Annotated in this window: 13 protein-coding genes; 9 read left to right on the top strand and 4 right to left on the bottom strand. The window is 38.8% G+C overall.

The genetic code is table 11. From position 1 onward, the window contains the following. Positions 1–14: 14 nt before the first annotated feature. The 4 genes from J4N25_RS08430 to J4N25_RS08415 all read left to right on the top strand — a co-directional run bounded on the left by J4N25_RS08430 (position 15) and on the right by J4N25_RS08415 (position 3,383). The gene (locus tag J4N25_RS08430; RefSeq protein WP_207421757.1) at positions 15–794 is read left to right on the top strand and encodes a shikimate dehydrogenase family protein; all 780 of its coding nucleotides are present in this window, start codon (positions 15–17) and stop codon (positions 792–794) included. 50 nt (positions 795–844) lie between these two features. Next, positions 845–1,429, top strand: a complete 585-nt coding sequence (gldD, locus tag J4N25_RS08425) for a gliding motility lipoprotein GldD (RefSeq protein ID WP_207421756.1) — start codon at positions 845–847, stop codon at positions 1,427–1,429. An 81-nt stretch (positions 1,430–1,510) separates the two neighbouring features. Beyond that, the gene (locus J4N25_RS08420; protein WP_207421755.1) at positions 1,511–2,152 is read left to right on the top strand and encodes an MBL fold metallo-hydrolase; all 642 of its coding nucleotides are present in this window, start codon (positions 1,511–1,513) and stop codon (positions 2,150–2,152) included. 4 nt (positions 2,153–2,156) lie between these two features. Further along, entirely contained in the window at positions 2,157–3,383 is a 1,227-nt protein-coding gene (locus tag J4N25_RS08415) for an FtsX-like permease family protein (RefSeq protein WP_207421754.1), read from the top strand. A gap of 141 nt (positions 3,384–3,524) precedes the next feature. Here the strand turns inward: J4N25_RS08415 and rfaD are convergent, their stop codons facing one another. From rfaD to mqnB, 3 genes are all read right to left on the bottom strand, one after another. Continuing rightward, on the bottom strand, positions 3,525–4,490 hold the full coding sequence (gene rfaD, locus J4N25_RS08410; protein ID WP_207421753.1) for an ADP-glyceromanno-heptose 6-epimerase: 966 nt from the start codon (positions 4,488–4,490) through the stop codon (positions 3,525–3,527). Between the two features lie 75 nt (positions 4,491–4,565). Further along, a complete protein-coding gene (locus J4N25_RS08405) occupies positions 4,566–5,468 on the bottom strand; it encodes a menaquinone biosynthesis family protein (RefSeq protein WP_207421752.1) in 903 nt (300 codons plus the stop codon). A gap of 46 nt (positions 5,469–5,514) precedes the next feature. Further along, positions 5,515–6,150 (bottom strand): futalosine hydrolase, encoded by a 636-nt coding sequence (mqnB, locus tag J4N25_RS08400; protein ID WP_207421751.1) that lies wholly within the window; start codon positions 6,148–6,150, stop codon positions 5,515–5,517. Between the two features lie 173 nt (positions 6,151–6,323). Here mqnB and J4N25_RS08395 point away from each other — a divergent pair, with 173 nt between their 5' ends. The 5 genes from J4N25_RS08395 (at position 6,324) to J4N25_RS08375 (ending at position 15,705) form a co-directional block, all read left to right on the top strand. Next, a complete protein-coding gene (locus J4N25_RS08395; RefSeq protein WP_207421750.1) occupies positions 6,324–6,737 on the top strand; it encodes a 6-pyruvoyl trahydropterin synthase family protein in 414 nt (137 codons plus the stop codon). Positions 6,738–6,744: 7 nt separating this feature from the next. Continuing rightward, entirely contained in the window at positions 6,745–7,389 is a 645-nt protein-coding gene (gene folE, locus J4N25_RS08390; protein ID WP_242695834.1) for a GTP cyclohydrolase I FolE, read from the top strand. 97 nt (positions 7,390–7,486) lie between these two features. Beyond that, positions 7,487–8,365 (top strand): ACP S-malonyltransferase, encoded by an 879-nt coding sequence (fabD, locus tag J4N25_RS08385; protein ID WP_207421749.1) that lies wholly within the window; start codon positions 7,487–7,489, stop codon positions 8,363–8,365. Positions 8,366–8,581: 216 nt separating this feature from the next. Further along, positions 8,582–12,277 carry an ATP-binding protein gene (locus J4N25_RS27125; protein ID WP_207421748.1) on the top strand — a complete coding sequence of 1,232 codons (3,696 nt, stop codon included), beginning with the start codon at positions 8,582–8,584 and terminating at the stop codon, positions 12,275–12,277. Then, positions 12,277–15,705: a DUF8818 domain-containing protein gene (locus J4N25_RS08375; protein WP_207421747.1), complete on the top strand. Its 3,429-nt coding sequence runs from the start codon at positions 12,277–12,279 to the stop codon at positions 15,703–15,705. The genes J4N25_RS27125 and J4N25_RS08375 overlap by 1 nt, the downstream gene beginning before the upstream one ends. Positions 15,706–15,798: 93 nt before the next feature. Here the strand turns inward: J4N25_RS08375 and J4N25_RS08370 are convergent, their stop codons facing one another. After that, a complete protein-coding gene (locus tag J4N25_RS08370; protein WP_207421746.1) occupies positions 15,799–16,719 on the bottom strand; it encodes a DUF8428 domain-containing protein in 921 nt (306 codons plus the stop codon). Between the last annotated feature and the right edge of the window lie 79 nt (positions 16,720–16,798).

Here is a 16,798-nt window from a genome sequence, read left to right as displayed (position 1 = left end):
ATCGGGCATTTGTAATGAAGAAGTTTGGGTTAATTGGGTTTCCTCTCGGGCACTCTTTTTCTAAAAAATACTTTACAGAAAAATTTGAAAGGGAAGGTTTAAAGGACTACGCTTACGAGCTTTATCCGATGGAGAATATTAGCGACATTGAAGAGCTATTGCGGGCGAATCCTGAGATCTGTGGGCTGAATGTTACCATACCTCATAAGATTGGGGTAATGTACTATCTGGACAAGGTGGCTAAGGATGCCAAGGCAATTGATGCTGTAAATTGTATAAAAGTTATTAGTAATAAGCCTGTAGAATCTTTTTTTTCAGGTGACTTTTCTCCTTCCAAAGTAAGGCTAGAGGGATACAATACAGATGCATATGGCTTCGAGAACTCGCTTAAACCCTTATTAAAAAAACATCACCACAAAGCTCTTGTATTGGGGAGCGGCGGTGGTTCAAGGGCAGTAACCTATGTGCTTGAAAAACTTGGTATTGACTACAAGATTGTTTCCAGAAAGAAAGGCAGACGACAAATAACCTATGGGGACCTTGGTAAAGACCTTTTGGGAGATCACCTGCTTATAATTAATACTACCCCTCTTGGCCAGGCTCCTGCAATTGAGGCTTGTCCAGATATTCCATATGAGTTTATAGGATCAAAACATCTTCTTTATGATTTGGTTTATAATCCAGCAGAAACTGAGTTCCTGAAGCGAGGTAAAGCTAATGGAGCCACAGTGAAAAATGGAGAAGAAATGCTTCATTTGCAGGCAGAAAAAGCCTGGGAAATTTGGAATAGCTAATTGTATAAAACAAGCTACTATATTATTTGCTTGTTTAGATAAGATACGGAATGAAAAAATATGCAGCTTACATATCGTTAGTTTTAGCTTTATTAAGTTGCATATCCTGCGGGCAAGATTACTCTCCTAAACCCCGGGGATACTTCCGCATTTCCTTTCCCACAAAAAGCTACCAAACTTATAACCAGAGTTGTCCCTTCTCATTTGACTACCCAACCTATGCCCAGATCGAGCCGGATAGCTCCAGAGATGCAAAGCCTTGCTGGATGAACGTTTACTTCCCCCAATTCAAAGGACGTATCCACATAAGCTACCAAGCTGTGACATCAAATAAAGTTTTTGACGAGCTTATAGAAGATGCACGAAAGCTTGCCTTCAAACACACTGTGAAAGCTACCGGAATTAATGAGGGGAGAATCTACTATCCGGACAGGAAGGTTTATGGTATTTACTATACTATAGAAGGAAATACGGCTTCCTCGGCCCAATTTTTCCTTACTGACAGTACTAAAAATTACGTTCGTGGAGCTCTTTATTTTAACGAGGCTCCTAAGTTAGATTCCATTCAACCAGTGTTGGACTTTGTCAAAAAGGATCTGGACGTATTTATTAAATCCTTCCATTGGAAAGGTTAAGCAAAAAACATTTCTGCCAGGCCAATTTAAAACTTTATCAACCTTGGAACAGTTAGCGCATTGTTACTACATTTGAGTGCTATGATCAAAGTCCATTCATTTACCTGCAATCCGTATCAGGAAAACACCTACGTATTATTTGACGAAACGAAGGAATGTGTAATAATAGACCCTGGCATGTATACGGGGACTGAACAGAATGAGCTGGTAAAGTTTATTACACAAGAAGGTTTAACACCAGTGCGACTCCTTAATACGCATTGCCACATTGATCACGTTCTTGGTAATAAATTTGTTTTTGATACTTACGCTCTTAAACCTCAATTTCACGAGGGAGAACTTCCGCTTCTGACAGCAGTCCCCTCTTACGCGCCGGCTCAGGGTTTTAATTATGAAGTATCTCCACTTCCGGATACCTTCCTTCCGGAAGAAGGCAATATCACCTTTGGTAACAGTACACTGGAATTAATTTTTGCACCAGGGCATTCCCCCGCTCACTTATGCTTTTACAATTCTGCAAACGAATTCTTAATTGGAGGCGACGTGCTATTCTATGGAAGTATAGGGCGTACAGATCTTCCTGGAGGCAACTATAACCAGCTTATTAAAAATATCAGGGAAAAGCTTTTTGATCTGCCTGATAACGTTACGGTTTATCCTGGCCACGGAAACGAGACATCGATCGGTTTCGAAAAACAACACAATCCATTCCTAAATCAGTAATAGATTGAGAACTTCCTTTTACATAGCGAAACGATACCTTTTTACCAAAAAGTCCCTAAATGCCATTAATTACATCTCGGGTATTTCTATGTTGGGAGTATTTGTAGGCAGCGCAGCTCTGGTGATTATTCTATCCGTTTTTAATGGATTTGAGAAGGTGATCTTATCAATGTATAATAACTTCACTCCAGAAATTAGGATCGAACCAGCTCAGGGAAAGTCATTTGACCCTAATTCGCCTAAAGTAAGGGACCTAAAGTACGACAAAAGGATTACTAACTACACAGAAGTATTGCAAGAAAAGGCATTATTACGCTATGAGGATGGGCAATACATTGGCACCATTAAAGGAGTATCCCCCGATTTTCTCAAACGCTCAAAACTAGATAGCACCCTTGTTCAGGGAAGTTTCGTAATTGAAGAAAATAGTAAACCTTATGCTGTTGTAGGCTCGATGGTTCAGCTATACCTCTCTATCAATGTGAACGACCAGTTTAGAGAGCTGGAAATCTATTCGCCTAAAAAAGGAGTGGCAAACGCGTTTAATCCTGCAGAAGAATTTACCCTCAAGACAATTAAGCCTGTAGGGGTATTCCAGATACAACAGAGTTTCGATGAATCAGTTATTGTTCCGTTGAGTTTTGCAAGAGAGCTTCTTGGCGAAGAAAAAAACATCTCGTCGATAGAACTTTATTTAAGCGGGGGAGAGAGTACAAGCAGTTTTCAGAAGGAACTCTCTCAGAAGCTTGGAAAAGACTTTTTAGTAAAAAACAGGGTTCAACAGGAACAAAGCCTATATAAAACGCTTAATATCGAGCGACTTATGATTTATCTCATTCTAACATTCGTTCTTATTATAGCGATATTTAATATCGTTGGAACGTTAACAATGCTGGTAATTGATAAGAAGAAAGATATTGCAATCCTAAGTAGCATTGGCGCAGATACGAGCTTAATAAGACGTATTTTTTTACTGGAAGGACTACTTATTTCATTTGTGGGATGCTTTGCAGGAATGGTAGCAGGACTAATATTTTGCATCCTGCAACAAAAATATGGATTTATACAGATGGCTGAAGCAAACTTCATCACAGAAGCTTATCCTGTTGCTATAAAGTGGACAGACTTCTTGGTTGTTTTTGGCACTGTAGCTTTTATCTCTACAATAGCATCCTCCATTTCATCCCGCCTAAGTGTGAAGAATTTAGGAGATATGAAAGAGGATCTGTAAAAAGCAAACGAATCCCTAAAATAGCTGAATGGACGAATTACACTATTCACTCTAAGAGACCGAGCTTGCAAACATTACTACTTTTACATAAAGCACTTTCTCAGGAGCGAAATGGGTGTAATTCGCGCTAGCCAAAACCTGTTAATAATATTTTCCCGGGACCAAATAGTTCTTCACATAATCCTCTACCCCCTGCTCAAGTGTATGGAAGGGTTTGTGATAACCGATTGCCGACAATTTGTCCATTTTTGCTTCAGTAAAATACTGGTACTTATCGCGGATGTCTTCCGGTGTTGGGATAAAAGTAATTTGAGGATCTTTGCCTAATGCTCTAAAGGTATTAGTAGCAAGATCAAGGAATGTACGGGCTTTACCGGAGCCGAGATTGTAAATACCGGAATTTTTTCGATGATGCATTAAGAAGTACATTACTTCCGTTACATCTTTTACATATACAAAATCTCTTTGCTGTTCGCCATCGCGGAAATCAGGATTATGGGATTGGAACAAACGCATTCCTCCAGTTTTCTGAATCTGATTAAAAGTGTGGAAAACGACGGAGGCCATCCTGCCTTTATGGTACTCGTTGGGTCCATAGACATTGAAGAACTTTAAGCCAGCCCAAAAGAAGGGTTGCCGCTCTTGCTTTATGGCCCACTTATCGAACTCGTTTTTAGAATCTCCGTAGGGATTCAAAGGCTTCAGTTCGTCCAATCGGGTCTCATCATCCTCGTAGCCAGAATCGCCTAGCCCATAAGTAGCTGCAGAAGATGCGTAAACCAGAGGTAAGCCAAAATCCACACATGCATTCCATATGTCTATAGTATAATCAAGGTTGAGTTTCTTCAAGAGTTCGTAATCGAATTCTGTAGTATCGGTACGGGCTCCAAGATGAAACACAAACTGCACATGAAGCTGATTTTCACGAAGCCACTGCGGAAAGTCCTCCCTGTTAACCTTCTTCGAGAAGCGCTTTCCCTCAAAGTTCTTATTCTGCTCTTCGCTTGAAAAATCGTCAACTAGAACAAGATCGTAATATCCTTCTTCATTCAGCTTCTGAATCAGGCAACTTCCTATGAAACCTGCAGCACCAGTAACTATAATCATGGTATCTCTTTTAACCCTTTACGTTTAAAAACTCAAAATAATTTCGCCAAAGCTATATAAAAGTGACTAAGAAAATCAGGTTAAAAATATATTGTCATCTAAAAACGGTATAATCTTCAATTCAGAAGCTTTGCTAAATAGCAATTTTATCGCCTTTCTTCCCTCATCGCCTAAATCCACAGAGTATTTATTTACATACAATTCAATGTGTTTGTACATCACTTCCTCTTCCATTGCCTGGGCGTGCTGGCGGATAAAATCAATGGAAGACTTAGGATTTGCAAAAGCAAACTCAACGCTTTTACGCAATACCCTGTTAAATTTCAATTTGACTTCCTCTGGCAGGTTTCTTTTTATCACAATTCCTCCCAAAGGAATGGCACATCCTGTTTGTCGCTCCCACAAATCACCCAAGTCAAAGATCTTTTTTAATCCCCTCTCACGATAGGTGAATCTGTTCTCGTGAATTATTAGTCCTAGATCTATATCGCCGCGAATAGCTGCATCCTCTATATCTGAAAAAACAAGCTCTTCCTTATTATTGGCATCAGGGAGAAGCCAACTTAAAAGAAAATTTGCCGTAGTGTATTTGCCAGGAATGCCAATTTTTAAATTTGATAAATACGGTTTAATGTCTTCTTCCACAATTTCGCTTGCGCTTTCTGACTCTCTATGCTGGACTCCATTTTCTAAGAGCAGTTCCATTAAAGACTTCTTGCTAATAACCAGCGGTCCTACCCCAAATCCGAGCGCGCTGCCTGCATCAAGAAGAACGTAGTGCTGAATAGCGTAAGCAAAGGCATGAAAACTTAGCTTAGTAATATCGAGTTCCTGCCGGAAAGCTTTTTGATTAAGTGTTTCAACATCATCAAAAAACACTTCAAACTCCAGACCCTCCGTATCAATTTTATGATGAATTAGAGCATCAAAAATAAAGGTATCGTTTGGGCAAGGTGAAAAGCCAAGTGTCAGCTTCATATATTTGGTTTTGTATGTTAAACGAAAGTCGGGTTTATCAAGGAAGTTATTCGTCCTTTGATAAATGTTCGACAAAACGAATTAGAGTATCATTTAAATTAGTAATAGCTAAAGTTATCTGCCAGCTATCCCTGTTCCTAGGCTCTACATAATTCGAAATACTCCGAAGCTCTACGGCAGGTATATCAACCTCCCTGCATGCGAATAAAAAGGCGGCCCCCTCCATACTTTCAACATCAGGATTGAAAAGATTAAGTGTGCTTTCAATAGAACTTAAACGCCCATGGACCTTATTTACTGTAATACCGGAGACTGCTTTTAGAGATTCAAGGAATGAATTGGTAAACGATGAAAAATATGTGCTTATACCAAATCCTAGCTCCTCAATACTTAGGAAACTTTCGTTATCTTCTGCCCCCAGTTCGACAAAACGATCATCCTTAACAACCACCGTCTCCCCAATTTCTATATTTTTATTGAAGGAGCCAGCGATCCCAGCATTTATAGCAAAATCATACCTGCCTTCCGAAAATTTCCGGCCCAATGAAAATGCTGTGGCCACCATCCCCACCCCTGTAACCAACACGTCCACGTCATGTTTCCTCTCAAGTTCTGTAGAGCTGTAATATGAAATAAAAGGCTGAATTTCAAAAGAAGTAGCCGCAACCAGCAACAATTTCATGCGCAAATTTAACTATTGTTGCCTTTCTGTTCCTTTTGTAAATAATCTCAGCAGATATTTGACTATTAAGTGGCAATAAGCAAACTAATCGAAAAGTCAGAAAATGATTATATCGGCATACTAAAATTCCTAAATATAAATTTTGTGTAAGTTTGTGCTTTATTTGATTAAGAATGATATACATAACCCGCAGAGAGCAATTCAATGCAGCCCATAAGTTGTTTAAGGAGGAATGGAGCAATGAACAAAATATGGAGGTGTTCGGTAAGTGCTCTAATCCGAATTGGCACGGGCATAACTACGAACTTTTTGTCACCGTAAAGGGTGAGGTTGATCCGGAAACCGGTTTCGTTATAGACCTTAAAGTGCTTCGGGACATTATCCGTACTCATGTAACCGATAAACTTGATCATAAAAACATCAATTTGGATGTAGATTTTATGAAAGGCAAAATGGCATCAACGGAAGTTTTAGCAATTGAAATCTTTAAACAATTGAAAGCTCAACTTGATTCTTTGAACGTTGCTCTACACGGGGTAAAACTTGTAGAGACTGAAAATAATTTTGTAGAGTACTTCGGAGAATAAAAAATTCATGGCAGATCAAGAACAGACCAATTTCATGGCCCAAGAGAACGAACTCGACGGCTATGTGAAAATCGACAGATACAATCCTAAGAAAATAGAAAGTATTGCCTCCCACTACAGTGAGATCCTAAAGGACCTGGGGGAAGATCCTAGTCGCGAAGGTTTACTTAAAACTCCAGAGCGTGTGGCAAAAGCTCTTCAGTTTCTTACTCATGGGTACGATATCAAGCCTGAGGAAATATTGAAAAGCGCTATGTTTAAGGAGGAATATAGCCAAATGGTTGTTGTAAAAGACATTGAGGTTTATTCAATGTGTGAACATCATATGCTTCCTTTTTTAGGTAAAGCACATGTTGCTTATATACCTAACGGACACATTGTTGGCTTGAGCAAGATCCCGAGGGTTGTTGAGGCATACGCAAGAAGACTACAAGTGCAGGAGAGACTAACAAATGAGATTCGGGATTGCATTCATGAAACTCTTCAACCATTAGGGGTAGCAGTGGTAATTGAATGCCGCCACCTTTGCATGAGCATGAGAGGCATTCAAAAACAAAATTCTGTTACTACAACCTCCGCATTTACCGGTGCATTTAAGGACGAAAAAACCAGGGCAGAGTTTCTGAGATTGATAACAGCCAGCCTTGATTAAGCCATCATCTGTAGAATTAATATATCAGGATCAATCTTAACCATAAATAATTAAAAAATTTATCCCAATCCTTAACAGCAAAATTGGGATGGTCATTATGAAAGCATACGTATTTCCAGGACAAGGAGCTCAATTCCCAGGTATGGGCAAAGAGCTATATGAACAATCAGCTAAAGCTAAAGATCTATTTGAAAAAGCTAATGAAATTTTAGGATTTAGGATTACTGATGTGATGTTTAATGGTACTGAAGATGATCTTAAACAAACAAATGTAACTCAACCTGCTATCTTCCTTCATTCGGTTATATTAGCTTCTGTACTGGAAGATTTTAAGCCTGAAATGGTTGCCGGGCATTCCTTAGGCGAATTTTCCGCCTTGGTAGCTGCGGGAGCCTTATCGTTTGAAGATGGCTTGAGACTTGTTGCAGCGCGGGCTAATGCAATGCAAAAAGCATGTGAGATTCAGGAAGGCGCAATGGCTGCCATACTTGGCTTAGATGACTACTCTGTTGAAGAAGTTTGTGATATGGTTAGCGAAGTTGTAGTGCCTGCAAATTATAATTGTCCGGGGCAGTTAGTTATCTCTGGCAGCGTTGAGGGAGTAGATAAAGCATGCGCATTTCTAACAGAAAGAGGCGCAAAAAGAGCGTTAAAGCTTAACGTTAGCGGAGCTTTCCATTCTCCCCTTATGGAAGCAGCAAGAGCAGAATTAGAAAGCGCCATTGCATCAACAGACGTTAAGACTCCAGTTTGCCCAGTGTATCAAAACATAGATGCAAAACCTTATACTGACCCTACCAGTATTAAGCATAATTTAATTGCTCAGCTAACAGGTGCAGTACGTTGGACACAAACCGTTAAAAAAATGCTGGAAGATGGAGCCACATCATTTACAGAAGTAGGTCCAGGGAATGTACTTCAGGGCTTAATTAAAAAAGTAGACCGAACTGTTCAAACAAGTAGCGGTACATTGTAGTTAAGTTCATATCATTGAGATGTTAAAAGACAGGTGCGGGTATGCATCTGTCTTTTTTATGAAAGTATAGTTTGTTCTTTAATACTAATATAGATCCTAATAAGTACTTTCATACCGGATCGTGATAAGTTGATGCGGGTTTTATGTTTTTTATTTGTGGTAGGTTTATTTCTATATTGCGAAAATTCATTTACCAGCTCTAAAATCTTTTAATAAGTGAGCGCTACCTTTAAAATACGACTTCTGCTTTTTTTGCTAACCATTAGCTTTGCTGCTACTGCACTTACTATTCATTTTACTTTCGATAAGTCAGAGATACTTGAGTTTGACGGCAGTACTATTGAGCGTAATTTAAATAAAAAAGAGAAGTTCATATCGAATTACCTGGCCGACAATAAGAAACTAGCTGCTGTGAAAACAGCTCACCAGGATCCTAATATTGCGATTTCTATCATAAAGGAACTGGAAAAGGAGCGATCCATTTATGTCCATACTTATTACGACCATAACCTTATTTTTTGGGGCACCAACAAAGTTGCTCCAATAACTGATGCTGGCTTGAAAGAAGGTTCATCGTTCTACAGGCCCAACAATGGCTGGTATGAAGCCGTAAAGAAGACTTATGGAAGATTTTCGGTAGTATTCCTTATACCGATCAAGGCAGAGTATAAGATTCAGAACAAACACCTTAAAAATACTTTCTCCTCAGATCTCATTAGTGAGGATAATCTCGATATAGCAAACTTCGACGATAAACAAGTATATAATATAAAAACCGCGGGAGGTAAATATTTATTTGCAGTAAGGTTAAAATCAGCTATCACAAACACTTTCTATTCGAAGCTTGAATTATGGATGTGGTTGCTGACAGCTTTTTTTGCGACCATCTTTGCTAACTACGTTGCAATTCTTATGGCCAATAAGGGCTATGTTAAATGGAGTATTGTATTATTTTTCCTCTACTTTTTAACTGTCAGGATTCTAACACTTGAATTTGCATGGTTCGATACTTATTTTGATGTACCTGTTTTCGATGCAAAATATTATCATGGTAGCTATTTCTTCCCCACATTAGGCGACTTCCTTCTCAATGCAATAATGGTTAGCTGGTTCATATGCTTTATCTTCAGCTACCGTTTCGAAATATCCCTCTTTGGTAATAGCTTCGGAAAGCTCCCGGCATTGGCCATATTCTCTTTATTGGGTATTATAATCTATTTAGTTGCTTACCAGCACAACGAAATATTCCATAGCTTAGTAACGCAATCGAACATTAATTTTGATTTAAATAACGTCATTTATCTCAGTCCGCATAGTTGGCTCGGTATTCTGTTAATGTGCGTGGCTATTTTTAATGTGTATTTGCTAATTGAGATTGTTCTGGCAATTGGTGAGAGCCTACCTCTAACCAATAAAGAGCGACTTATAATCTTTTTGGCAGGTATAGCCTTTATCCTTACCGCTCAGTTGATCTTTAATTCTGTAAGCATTCACATACTATTCTTCGGCATCATTATTTTTCTTCGCGGCTGGGCTTTCTATAATAAAAACCATGGGTACAAGCTTGTTATTTTCCTATTTACTACCCTTCTGTTTGCTATAATCGCGTCTATAAAACTCGCCTCTTTCCAATACACTAAAGAGCGGGCCCAAAGACAAGAGATAGCGCAGAGGCTCGAGTCGGCAGATGATCCAAACGCAGTACTCCTTTTCTTTTCCATCGAGCAGAACCTGTTGAAGGAAGAATTGCTTACTGAATACTTTGGGGAACAAAAAGAGGATAAAGAAGCGCTCAAAAACAAGCTGCGCAAGCTTTATTTTGATGGTTACCTCTCCAGATATGACTTCGATGTTCATCCTTACTGGCAAGGCGTTCCACTGCAGGATGAAAAAGCAGTAAATTATTACAAAAAGCTAGTTGTATCAGGATCCATAAAGGTTTCAGAATATTTCTACCGGGTTAATAATACGTTTGGCTTACAGAACTATTTTGCCCTTATTCCAGTAAACCGCGACAATCAATCATTAGGTACTTTAGCCTTCGAGCTGAAGTCAAAAACCTTCAAAGAACAAGGCTCCTTTCCTGAAGTCCTTGCCGACGCAAAGATCAATACCGATGATGAGTTAAATAACTATTCCTTTGCTTTCTACAGTAATGGGCGGCTTCTAAATCAAAATGGGGATTATATTTACAATCTTGTAAATAATGATTTTAAAGGTTATATAGGGAAGTTTGTTTACACCGAAAAGAATGGATACAGTCATATTATATATCAATCAACAGCAAGGAAACTAGTTGTAGTAAGCAAGCCCGTAATTACCTGGGTTATTCAACTTGCCTCCGTATCGTTCTTGTTCTTAGTATTGCTTTCCTTTTCTATAGTATTGATTCTTATACATCAGATTTGGGTGATTTTTCACGACGATAACTTTAGGCTGAATGGCTATCGCTGGAGCTACCTGATTTCGAGGAATAGAATCCTTTACAAAACAAGGATACAGGCTTCCCTTGTTGCTGCAATTGTTGTAACACTTATGATCGTAGGAGGCATTACCTACTTCAGCATCAGCCAGCAGTTTAAGAAACAACAGGAACAAGATCTAACGAATAATATCAATAGGATTAAAACTGCCCTTGAAAATAACAGAACTTTCACCAATGGTTTCTCCCGTGCGAACGAGCAGATCCTCCACACCTTTGCTGAAATTAACGCAACTGATCTTAACCTATATGATACTAAAGGCAGGGTAATTTTTACTACTCAGCCCAATATATATGACTATGGCTTTATTGAGCGACTAATGAATGCAGAATCTTTTATCTATTTGAATAAATATCAAAGGTCAGAGCTTCTGAACTATGAACAAATAGGACGAATGAAATTCATTACTGCCTACAAGCCTATTCGCAATAACGAAAATGAGACTATCGCATATCTAAGCCTTCCATACTATTCAAACGAACAGGACTATGACATGCGAGTAGGCTCATACCTTAATACTCTAATAAACGTCTATGCACTTGTATTGGTTGTAATTGCCTTATTTGCCATATTCCTGGCCAACGAGATCACTTATCCGCTTACTCTGGTAGGAAAAAGTCTTGGACAAATTCAGATTGGTAGTAGGAACGAGCCTATTCAATGGAAGAGTAACGATGAGATTGGCGGTCTGATCAAAGAATACAATAATATGATCATGGCACTCGAAGACAGTGCACAGAAGCTGGCGAGGTCAGAGCGGGAATCTGCTTGGAGGGAAATGGCAAAGCAGGTAGCCCATGAGATCAAAAACCCATTAACCCCACTTAAATTGGGCGTTCAATTGTTGGAGAAATCCTGGAGAGAAAAAGATCCAAATTTCGACAAGAAGTTTGAGAAATTCAGTAAGTCCTTCATTGAACAGATTGAAAGCTTATCACTTATTGCATCCGAATTCTCGAATTTTGCCAAGATGCCCGATACTCCGTTTGAGAACCTGGAGATCTGTGAAATTATCGACAAGAGTATAGATGTATACAGGAATAGCGAGGATCTTAACATTTCCTTCATCAAACTTACGGCAGGTGATATTATTGTAAAAGGCGGTAAAGATCATTTACTTAGAATTTTTAACAACTTAATTAAAAATGCTATAGAAGCAATTCCTGATTACCGGAAGGGAAATATTGAAATAATCCTAAACACCGACACTAAGAATGTTAATATTGAAGTAAAAGACAATGGAAAGGGTATACCCGAAGATTTGCGTGAAAGGATTTTTAATCCCAATTTTACTACCAAAAGTTCTGGAACCGGTCTTGGGCTAGCTTTTGTTAAACAGGCAATAGAAAACATGTTCGGAACCATTCGCTTTGAAACAGAACAAAACAAAGGGACAACATTTTATATCACACTTCCGTTAGCAAGCTGATGCTCAAACTGTTTACTTTTTGGGCTGGCTGTTTACTACTGCTTGTTCAAAAAGTAAACGGGCAGTCTTTACTTCATCAAAAAGTTATTCCAATTGTTGCCGACACGGTAATTCTTGACTCACTAAGCATTGTTCCCGGAAGTGTTGAAATAAAAACCCTTGACAGTCTTATTATATCACCAATTACTTATTCTATCGACCTGGCCAACTCAGTATTGATCTGGGTAAGGAAACCTGACGTATCAACAGTAATTGTAACCTACAAAACCTTTCCTGTACTATTTACTAAAAGATACTACAAATATTCTAGAGATAGCATCTTGGAAGAGGTGATCGATAATACTGCTTTTCGAAAGAAAGAAAAGCAGGAAACAAATACTCTTTTTAACCTTGAAGGTTTAAATAAAAGCGGCAGCATTTCGAGAAGTGTGGGCGTAGGAAACAACCACGATCTTGCTTTGAATTCGAATATGACGTTGCAGCTATCAGGTAAAATAACTGAAGATCTGGAAATCCTTGCCGCAATTTCTGACGATAACATCCCTATTCAGGCAGAAGGCAATACACAACAATTGAACGAGTTTGACAAGGTCTTTATTCAATTGAAAAGAAAAAATTCGATCCTAACGGGAGGAGACTACGAGATCAGAAGGCCCGACAGTTACTTCATGAATTTTTTTAAAAGGACACAAGGCGCTTCCTTCTCAACTTCTTATTCATCTGGCGGCTGGAATTACAAGTCGGGTTTATCAATGGCTGTAGCTAAAGGCCGTTCTTCTAGATTACAATTTAACGGAACAGAAGGAAACCAGGGGCCTTATCGAATAACGGGAAGCAATGGAGAGCAAGCCATCATCATCCTTTCAGGAACAGAACGGGTATATATTGATGGCGTATTAATGCAACGAGGACAGGAAAATGATTATATCATTAATTATAATTTGGCTGAACTAACTTTCACAGCCAAAAAGCTTATTACGCAGAATAGCCGTATTAGTATAGAATTTGAATACTCGGATAAGAATTACTCTCGGTCTTTAACCTATTTCAACCAGGAAGCTTATTCAGACAAACTACATTTTAAATTCAACTACTATAACGAGCAGGATAATAAGAACCGCCCTTTCTTACAGAATCTGTCAGACCAACAAAAAAGATATTTGAAAGAAATTGGGAATAATATTAATCAGGCCTATATATCTAATATTGATACAGTTGATTTTAATACTATAGATGTGCTGTATAAACAAGTAGATACCTTAGGTTCTTCAGAGGTATATGTTTATAGTACAGATCCTAGTCTGGCGCGTTACAGGCCTGGCTTTTCATATGTTGGACCTAACGCAGGCAATTATAGAATAAGCACAACTTCTATTGCGAACGGTAGAGTATTTGAATTCGTTCCGCCGATTGGAGGAGATAAACAAGGAGACTACGAGCCAGTATCCTTGTTAATTACCCCTAAGAAGAAACATCTTTTAACCTTTGGAACCGATCTTAAACCCTCAAAGAATACCCTGCTCAGTACAGAAGTGGCCTTTAGTGATAACGATGTTAACTTATTTTCCGCTATCGGGAATAAACAGAACCGCGGAGCTGCTTTTAAAATTTCAGCTAGAAATTCCCTAACCTTTACACCCGATTCGGCTTCAACTAAACTTATTACTTCGGTAAGCTATGAGCATACCTCTTCCAACTTCAGTTTCCTTGAACGTTACAGAACGGTGGAGTTTGAAAGGGATTTTAATCTTTTAGGATTAACAGAAAAAGCTCCCGAACACTTCGTCAACTTTAGCGCGAGTCTCTATACAAGTCACCAGAGGAATGTTACCTACCAATTTAACAGCTTTGTGAGAGAGAGTACTTATGCTGGCTTTCTTAATAGCATAGAGGGACAGTATAATGTGAAGAACTTCACCCTCCTCTATTCTGGTAAAATATTAAACTCCTCCAGTGATATTAATAACGGCAATTTTCTAAGGCAACGGATAGATTTAAGCAAAGCATTTAAGCATTTTGTTACAAGTGTTAATCTTGAGCAGGAGCATAACAAGACTAATCTAGAGAATAACCTTATATCAGGTAATAGTTTCGCCTTTGATCAATACTCGGCCTACCTTAGTTCTCCCTCTACCTCTAGTCACCTATATAAAATCCAGTACAGCAGACGATTTGACAAGCTACCATTCTTGAATAAACTTCAGAATTATTCAGTGGCAGATGTTATAAGCGGTGAACTGAGTTTAAGAAAAAGCTCTAATTCAACTCTGTCATTATTAACAACCTACCGCGATATTAACTATAAACAACGAACGTCACAGCCAAAGGAAAACTCCCTGCTGGGCCGGATCGACTACACCTTTTCTGCTATAAATGGGTTTATCAATAGTAACATCTTCTATGAAATAGGTCCGGGAAGGGAGCCTAGAAGGGAGTTCTCTTATCTGGAGGTGATTACAGGGCAAGGAGCTTATGCTTGGAATGACTATAACAATAATGGTATTAAGGAGCTGAATGAATTTGAGATTGCAAGGTACCAGGACCAGGCAAGGTATCTACGAATTTATCAGAATACAAATGAGTTTGTTAACACGAATTACACTACAATTAATTTGACAGCCCGACTAACACCTGCTGCTGTGTGGAGAAATCGGGAGGGTATTTACAAGGTCATCAATAAGTTTTCAAGCCAATCCGCATTCAAAACAGAACGAAAATCAACAGGAGAAAGTGGTTTCTCTGCCTATAACCCACTTTCTAACATTCAAAATCAAAACCTCATATCAGACAATACTTATCTTAGGAATACCCTGTTCTTTAACCGAAGTAATCCGGTCTACGGAATAGATCTAAACCTTCAACAGACATCGAACAAGTTACTTCTTATTAATGGCTTTGACAGTAGAAGTCGGAATGAACAAGGTGTACGCCTAAGATGGAACGCTAAAAAAGTCACAACAATTTTAGAGCTGAAACAGGGGCTTAGGCGATATCGGTCCGAGCTATTTCCAGAAAAAGACTTTACTATAAAAGCAATAGAGGTATTACCAGAAGCACAGTATCTTTTTACCACTAATTTCCGTTGGGGCATTAATGGAATGTATCGCTCTATGAAGAATAGGATTAACAACCGTGAAGTTTCATTTAATTATCGTTTAGGGTCGGATATTCGTTATAATATAACTGCTAAAGGAGTTTTTACAGCAGCAATTAATGGAGTAAGGAATAACTTTAATGGAGACAGAAATACTTCGCTGGCTTACGAGATGCTCGAAGGCTTGCAACCAGGGAATAACATAATATGGACAACTGTTCTGCAGAGAACAATTGCTCAGGGAATTCAGATGAACTTAACCTATGAGGGAAGAAAGTCCGAATCAGTAAGAACAATACATAATGGATCAGTTCAATTTAGAGCGTTCTTCTAATGCCTTCATTGTATAAAAAACACGAACTACACTAATCATAGCTCAAGACTATTTGACTCTTGAAGTTAATTCGTGCAACTCGTGCCATTATTTTTACCTCAGCGAGAATGTTGTTTTCCCCATACCATACCCATCTGAATAGAACATTACTGTATAAGTTCCTTTTGAAAAGGCACTTGGATTCGTCCAATCAATATTATAAATCTTGTCAGTATTATCAAACTCGATAGCAGTGCGGTAAGTGTACTGAAGGTCCTCCCCGTCTGCACTGAATATGCTGCTGTTATCAGAAGTGATCAAGTTGCCACTGGGATCAATGATTCGGATATAAACATCATGCATCCCAGTTTGAGCAAGTGAATTATTAACAATATTAAAAGTAAAACGAAGTTTCTTAGCCGAGCTTGCCTTTGTTACATCAGTCTCCTTTCCGCTATTTCTTATTCTTAAAGGCACCACACTGATGGTTCCGGTTTTTAATGCCGCAGCAACCTTAACTTTTCCACTTAACTCAGTATTTTGCGCTTCCAGCTGAGTTGCCTTTTGCGAAATATTGCTTACCGAAGTACGCAAACTGTCTCTTTCTACTGTCAGTTCCTGATTTTTCTTCTCCAGCTCAGCAATATCTGCGGTGTACTTCGTAACGAAAAATCGTAAATTTTTTAATTCGCTTTGAGCCTTCGCCAGTTCTCTTTGTGTCAGTTTACCAGCCCTTAGCTGCTCGCGAAGCTCAGAGATCTTTTCGCGGGCAAGCTCTTGCTCTTCTTTCATATCAGCCGTAAGCTGAACATTAGACTCATTAGCCTTGTCAAGTTCCGCCTCTATCTTGTCGATCTCTACTTCCATTCGAGATCTTTCGTCGTTCAGCGTTACGATTCTATCCCCTGATTTTTTGTCTTTAAAAAAAAGATAGGCGTTAGTACCTAAAAGGGCAACGATTACCGCCACTAAAAAGTAAATCTTGTTTGAATCTCTTTTAGGCGCCTGAACCTGTTCTTGATAAGTTTTTTCCATATCAGTGTCTACAATTTTGAAAATGGTAATTAATACTGCGGCTACACAATCCCTCCCCTATACTTCCAAGTATAACTTC

It is taken from the genome of Desertivirga brevis (assembly GCF_017355835.1).
The sequence above is the reverse complement of the archived record's forward strand: the minus strand, read 5'-3'. Positions and strand labels throughout refer to the sequence as shown.

Excerpts from the sequence above, each read along its gene's own strand:
- folE (WP_242695834.1), top strand. The coding sequence starts at position 6,745 with ATGGCAGATCAAGAACAGACCAATTTCATGGCCCAAGAGAACGAACTC.
- J4N25_RS08395 (WP_207421750.1), top strand. The coding sequence starts at position 6,324 with ATGATATACATAACCCGCAGAGAGCAATTCAATGCAGCCCATAAGTTG.
- J4N25_RS08430 (WP_207421757.1), top strand. The coding sequence starts at position 15 with ATGAAGAAGTTTGGGTTAATTGGGTTTCCTCTCGGGCACTCTTTTTCT.
- J4N25_RS08370 (WP_207421746.1), bottom strand. The coding sequence starts at position 16,719 with ATGGAAAAAACTTATCAAGAACAGGTTCAGGCGCCTAAAAGAGATTCA.
- mqnB (WP_207421751.1), bottom strand. The coding sequence starts at position 6,150 with ATGAAATTGTTGCTGGTTGCGGCTACTTCTTTTGAAATTCAGCCTTTT.
- fabD (WP_207421749.1), top strand. The coding sequence starts at position 7,487 with ATGAAAGCATACGTATTTCCAGGACAAGGAGCTCAATTCCCAGGTATG.
- J4N25_RS08375 (WP_207421747.1), top strand. The coding sequence starts at position 12,277 with ATGCTCAAACTGTTTACTTTTTGGGCTGGCTGTTTACTACTGCTTGTT.
- gldD (WP_207421756.1), top strand. The coding sequence starts at position 845 with ATGAAAAAATATGCAGCTTACATATCGTTAGTTTTAGCTTTATTAAGT.
- rfaD (WP_207421753.1), bottom strand. The coding sequence starts at position 4,490 with ATGATTATAGTTACTGGTGCTGCAGGTTTCATAGGAAGTTGCCTGATT.
- J4N25_RS08420 (WP_207421755.1), top strand. The coding sequence starts at position 1,511 with ATGATCAAAGTCCATTCATTTACCTGCAATCCGTATCAGGAAAACACC.
- J4N25_RS08405 (WP_207421752.1), bottom strand. The coding sequence starts at position 5,468 with ATGAAGCTGACACTTGGCTTTTCACCTTGCCCAAACGATACCTTTATT.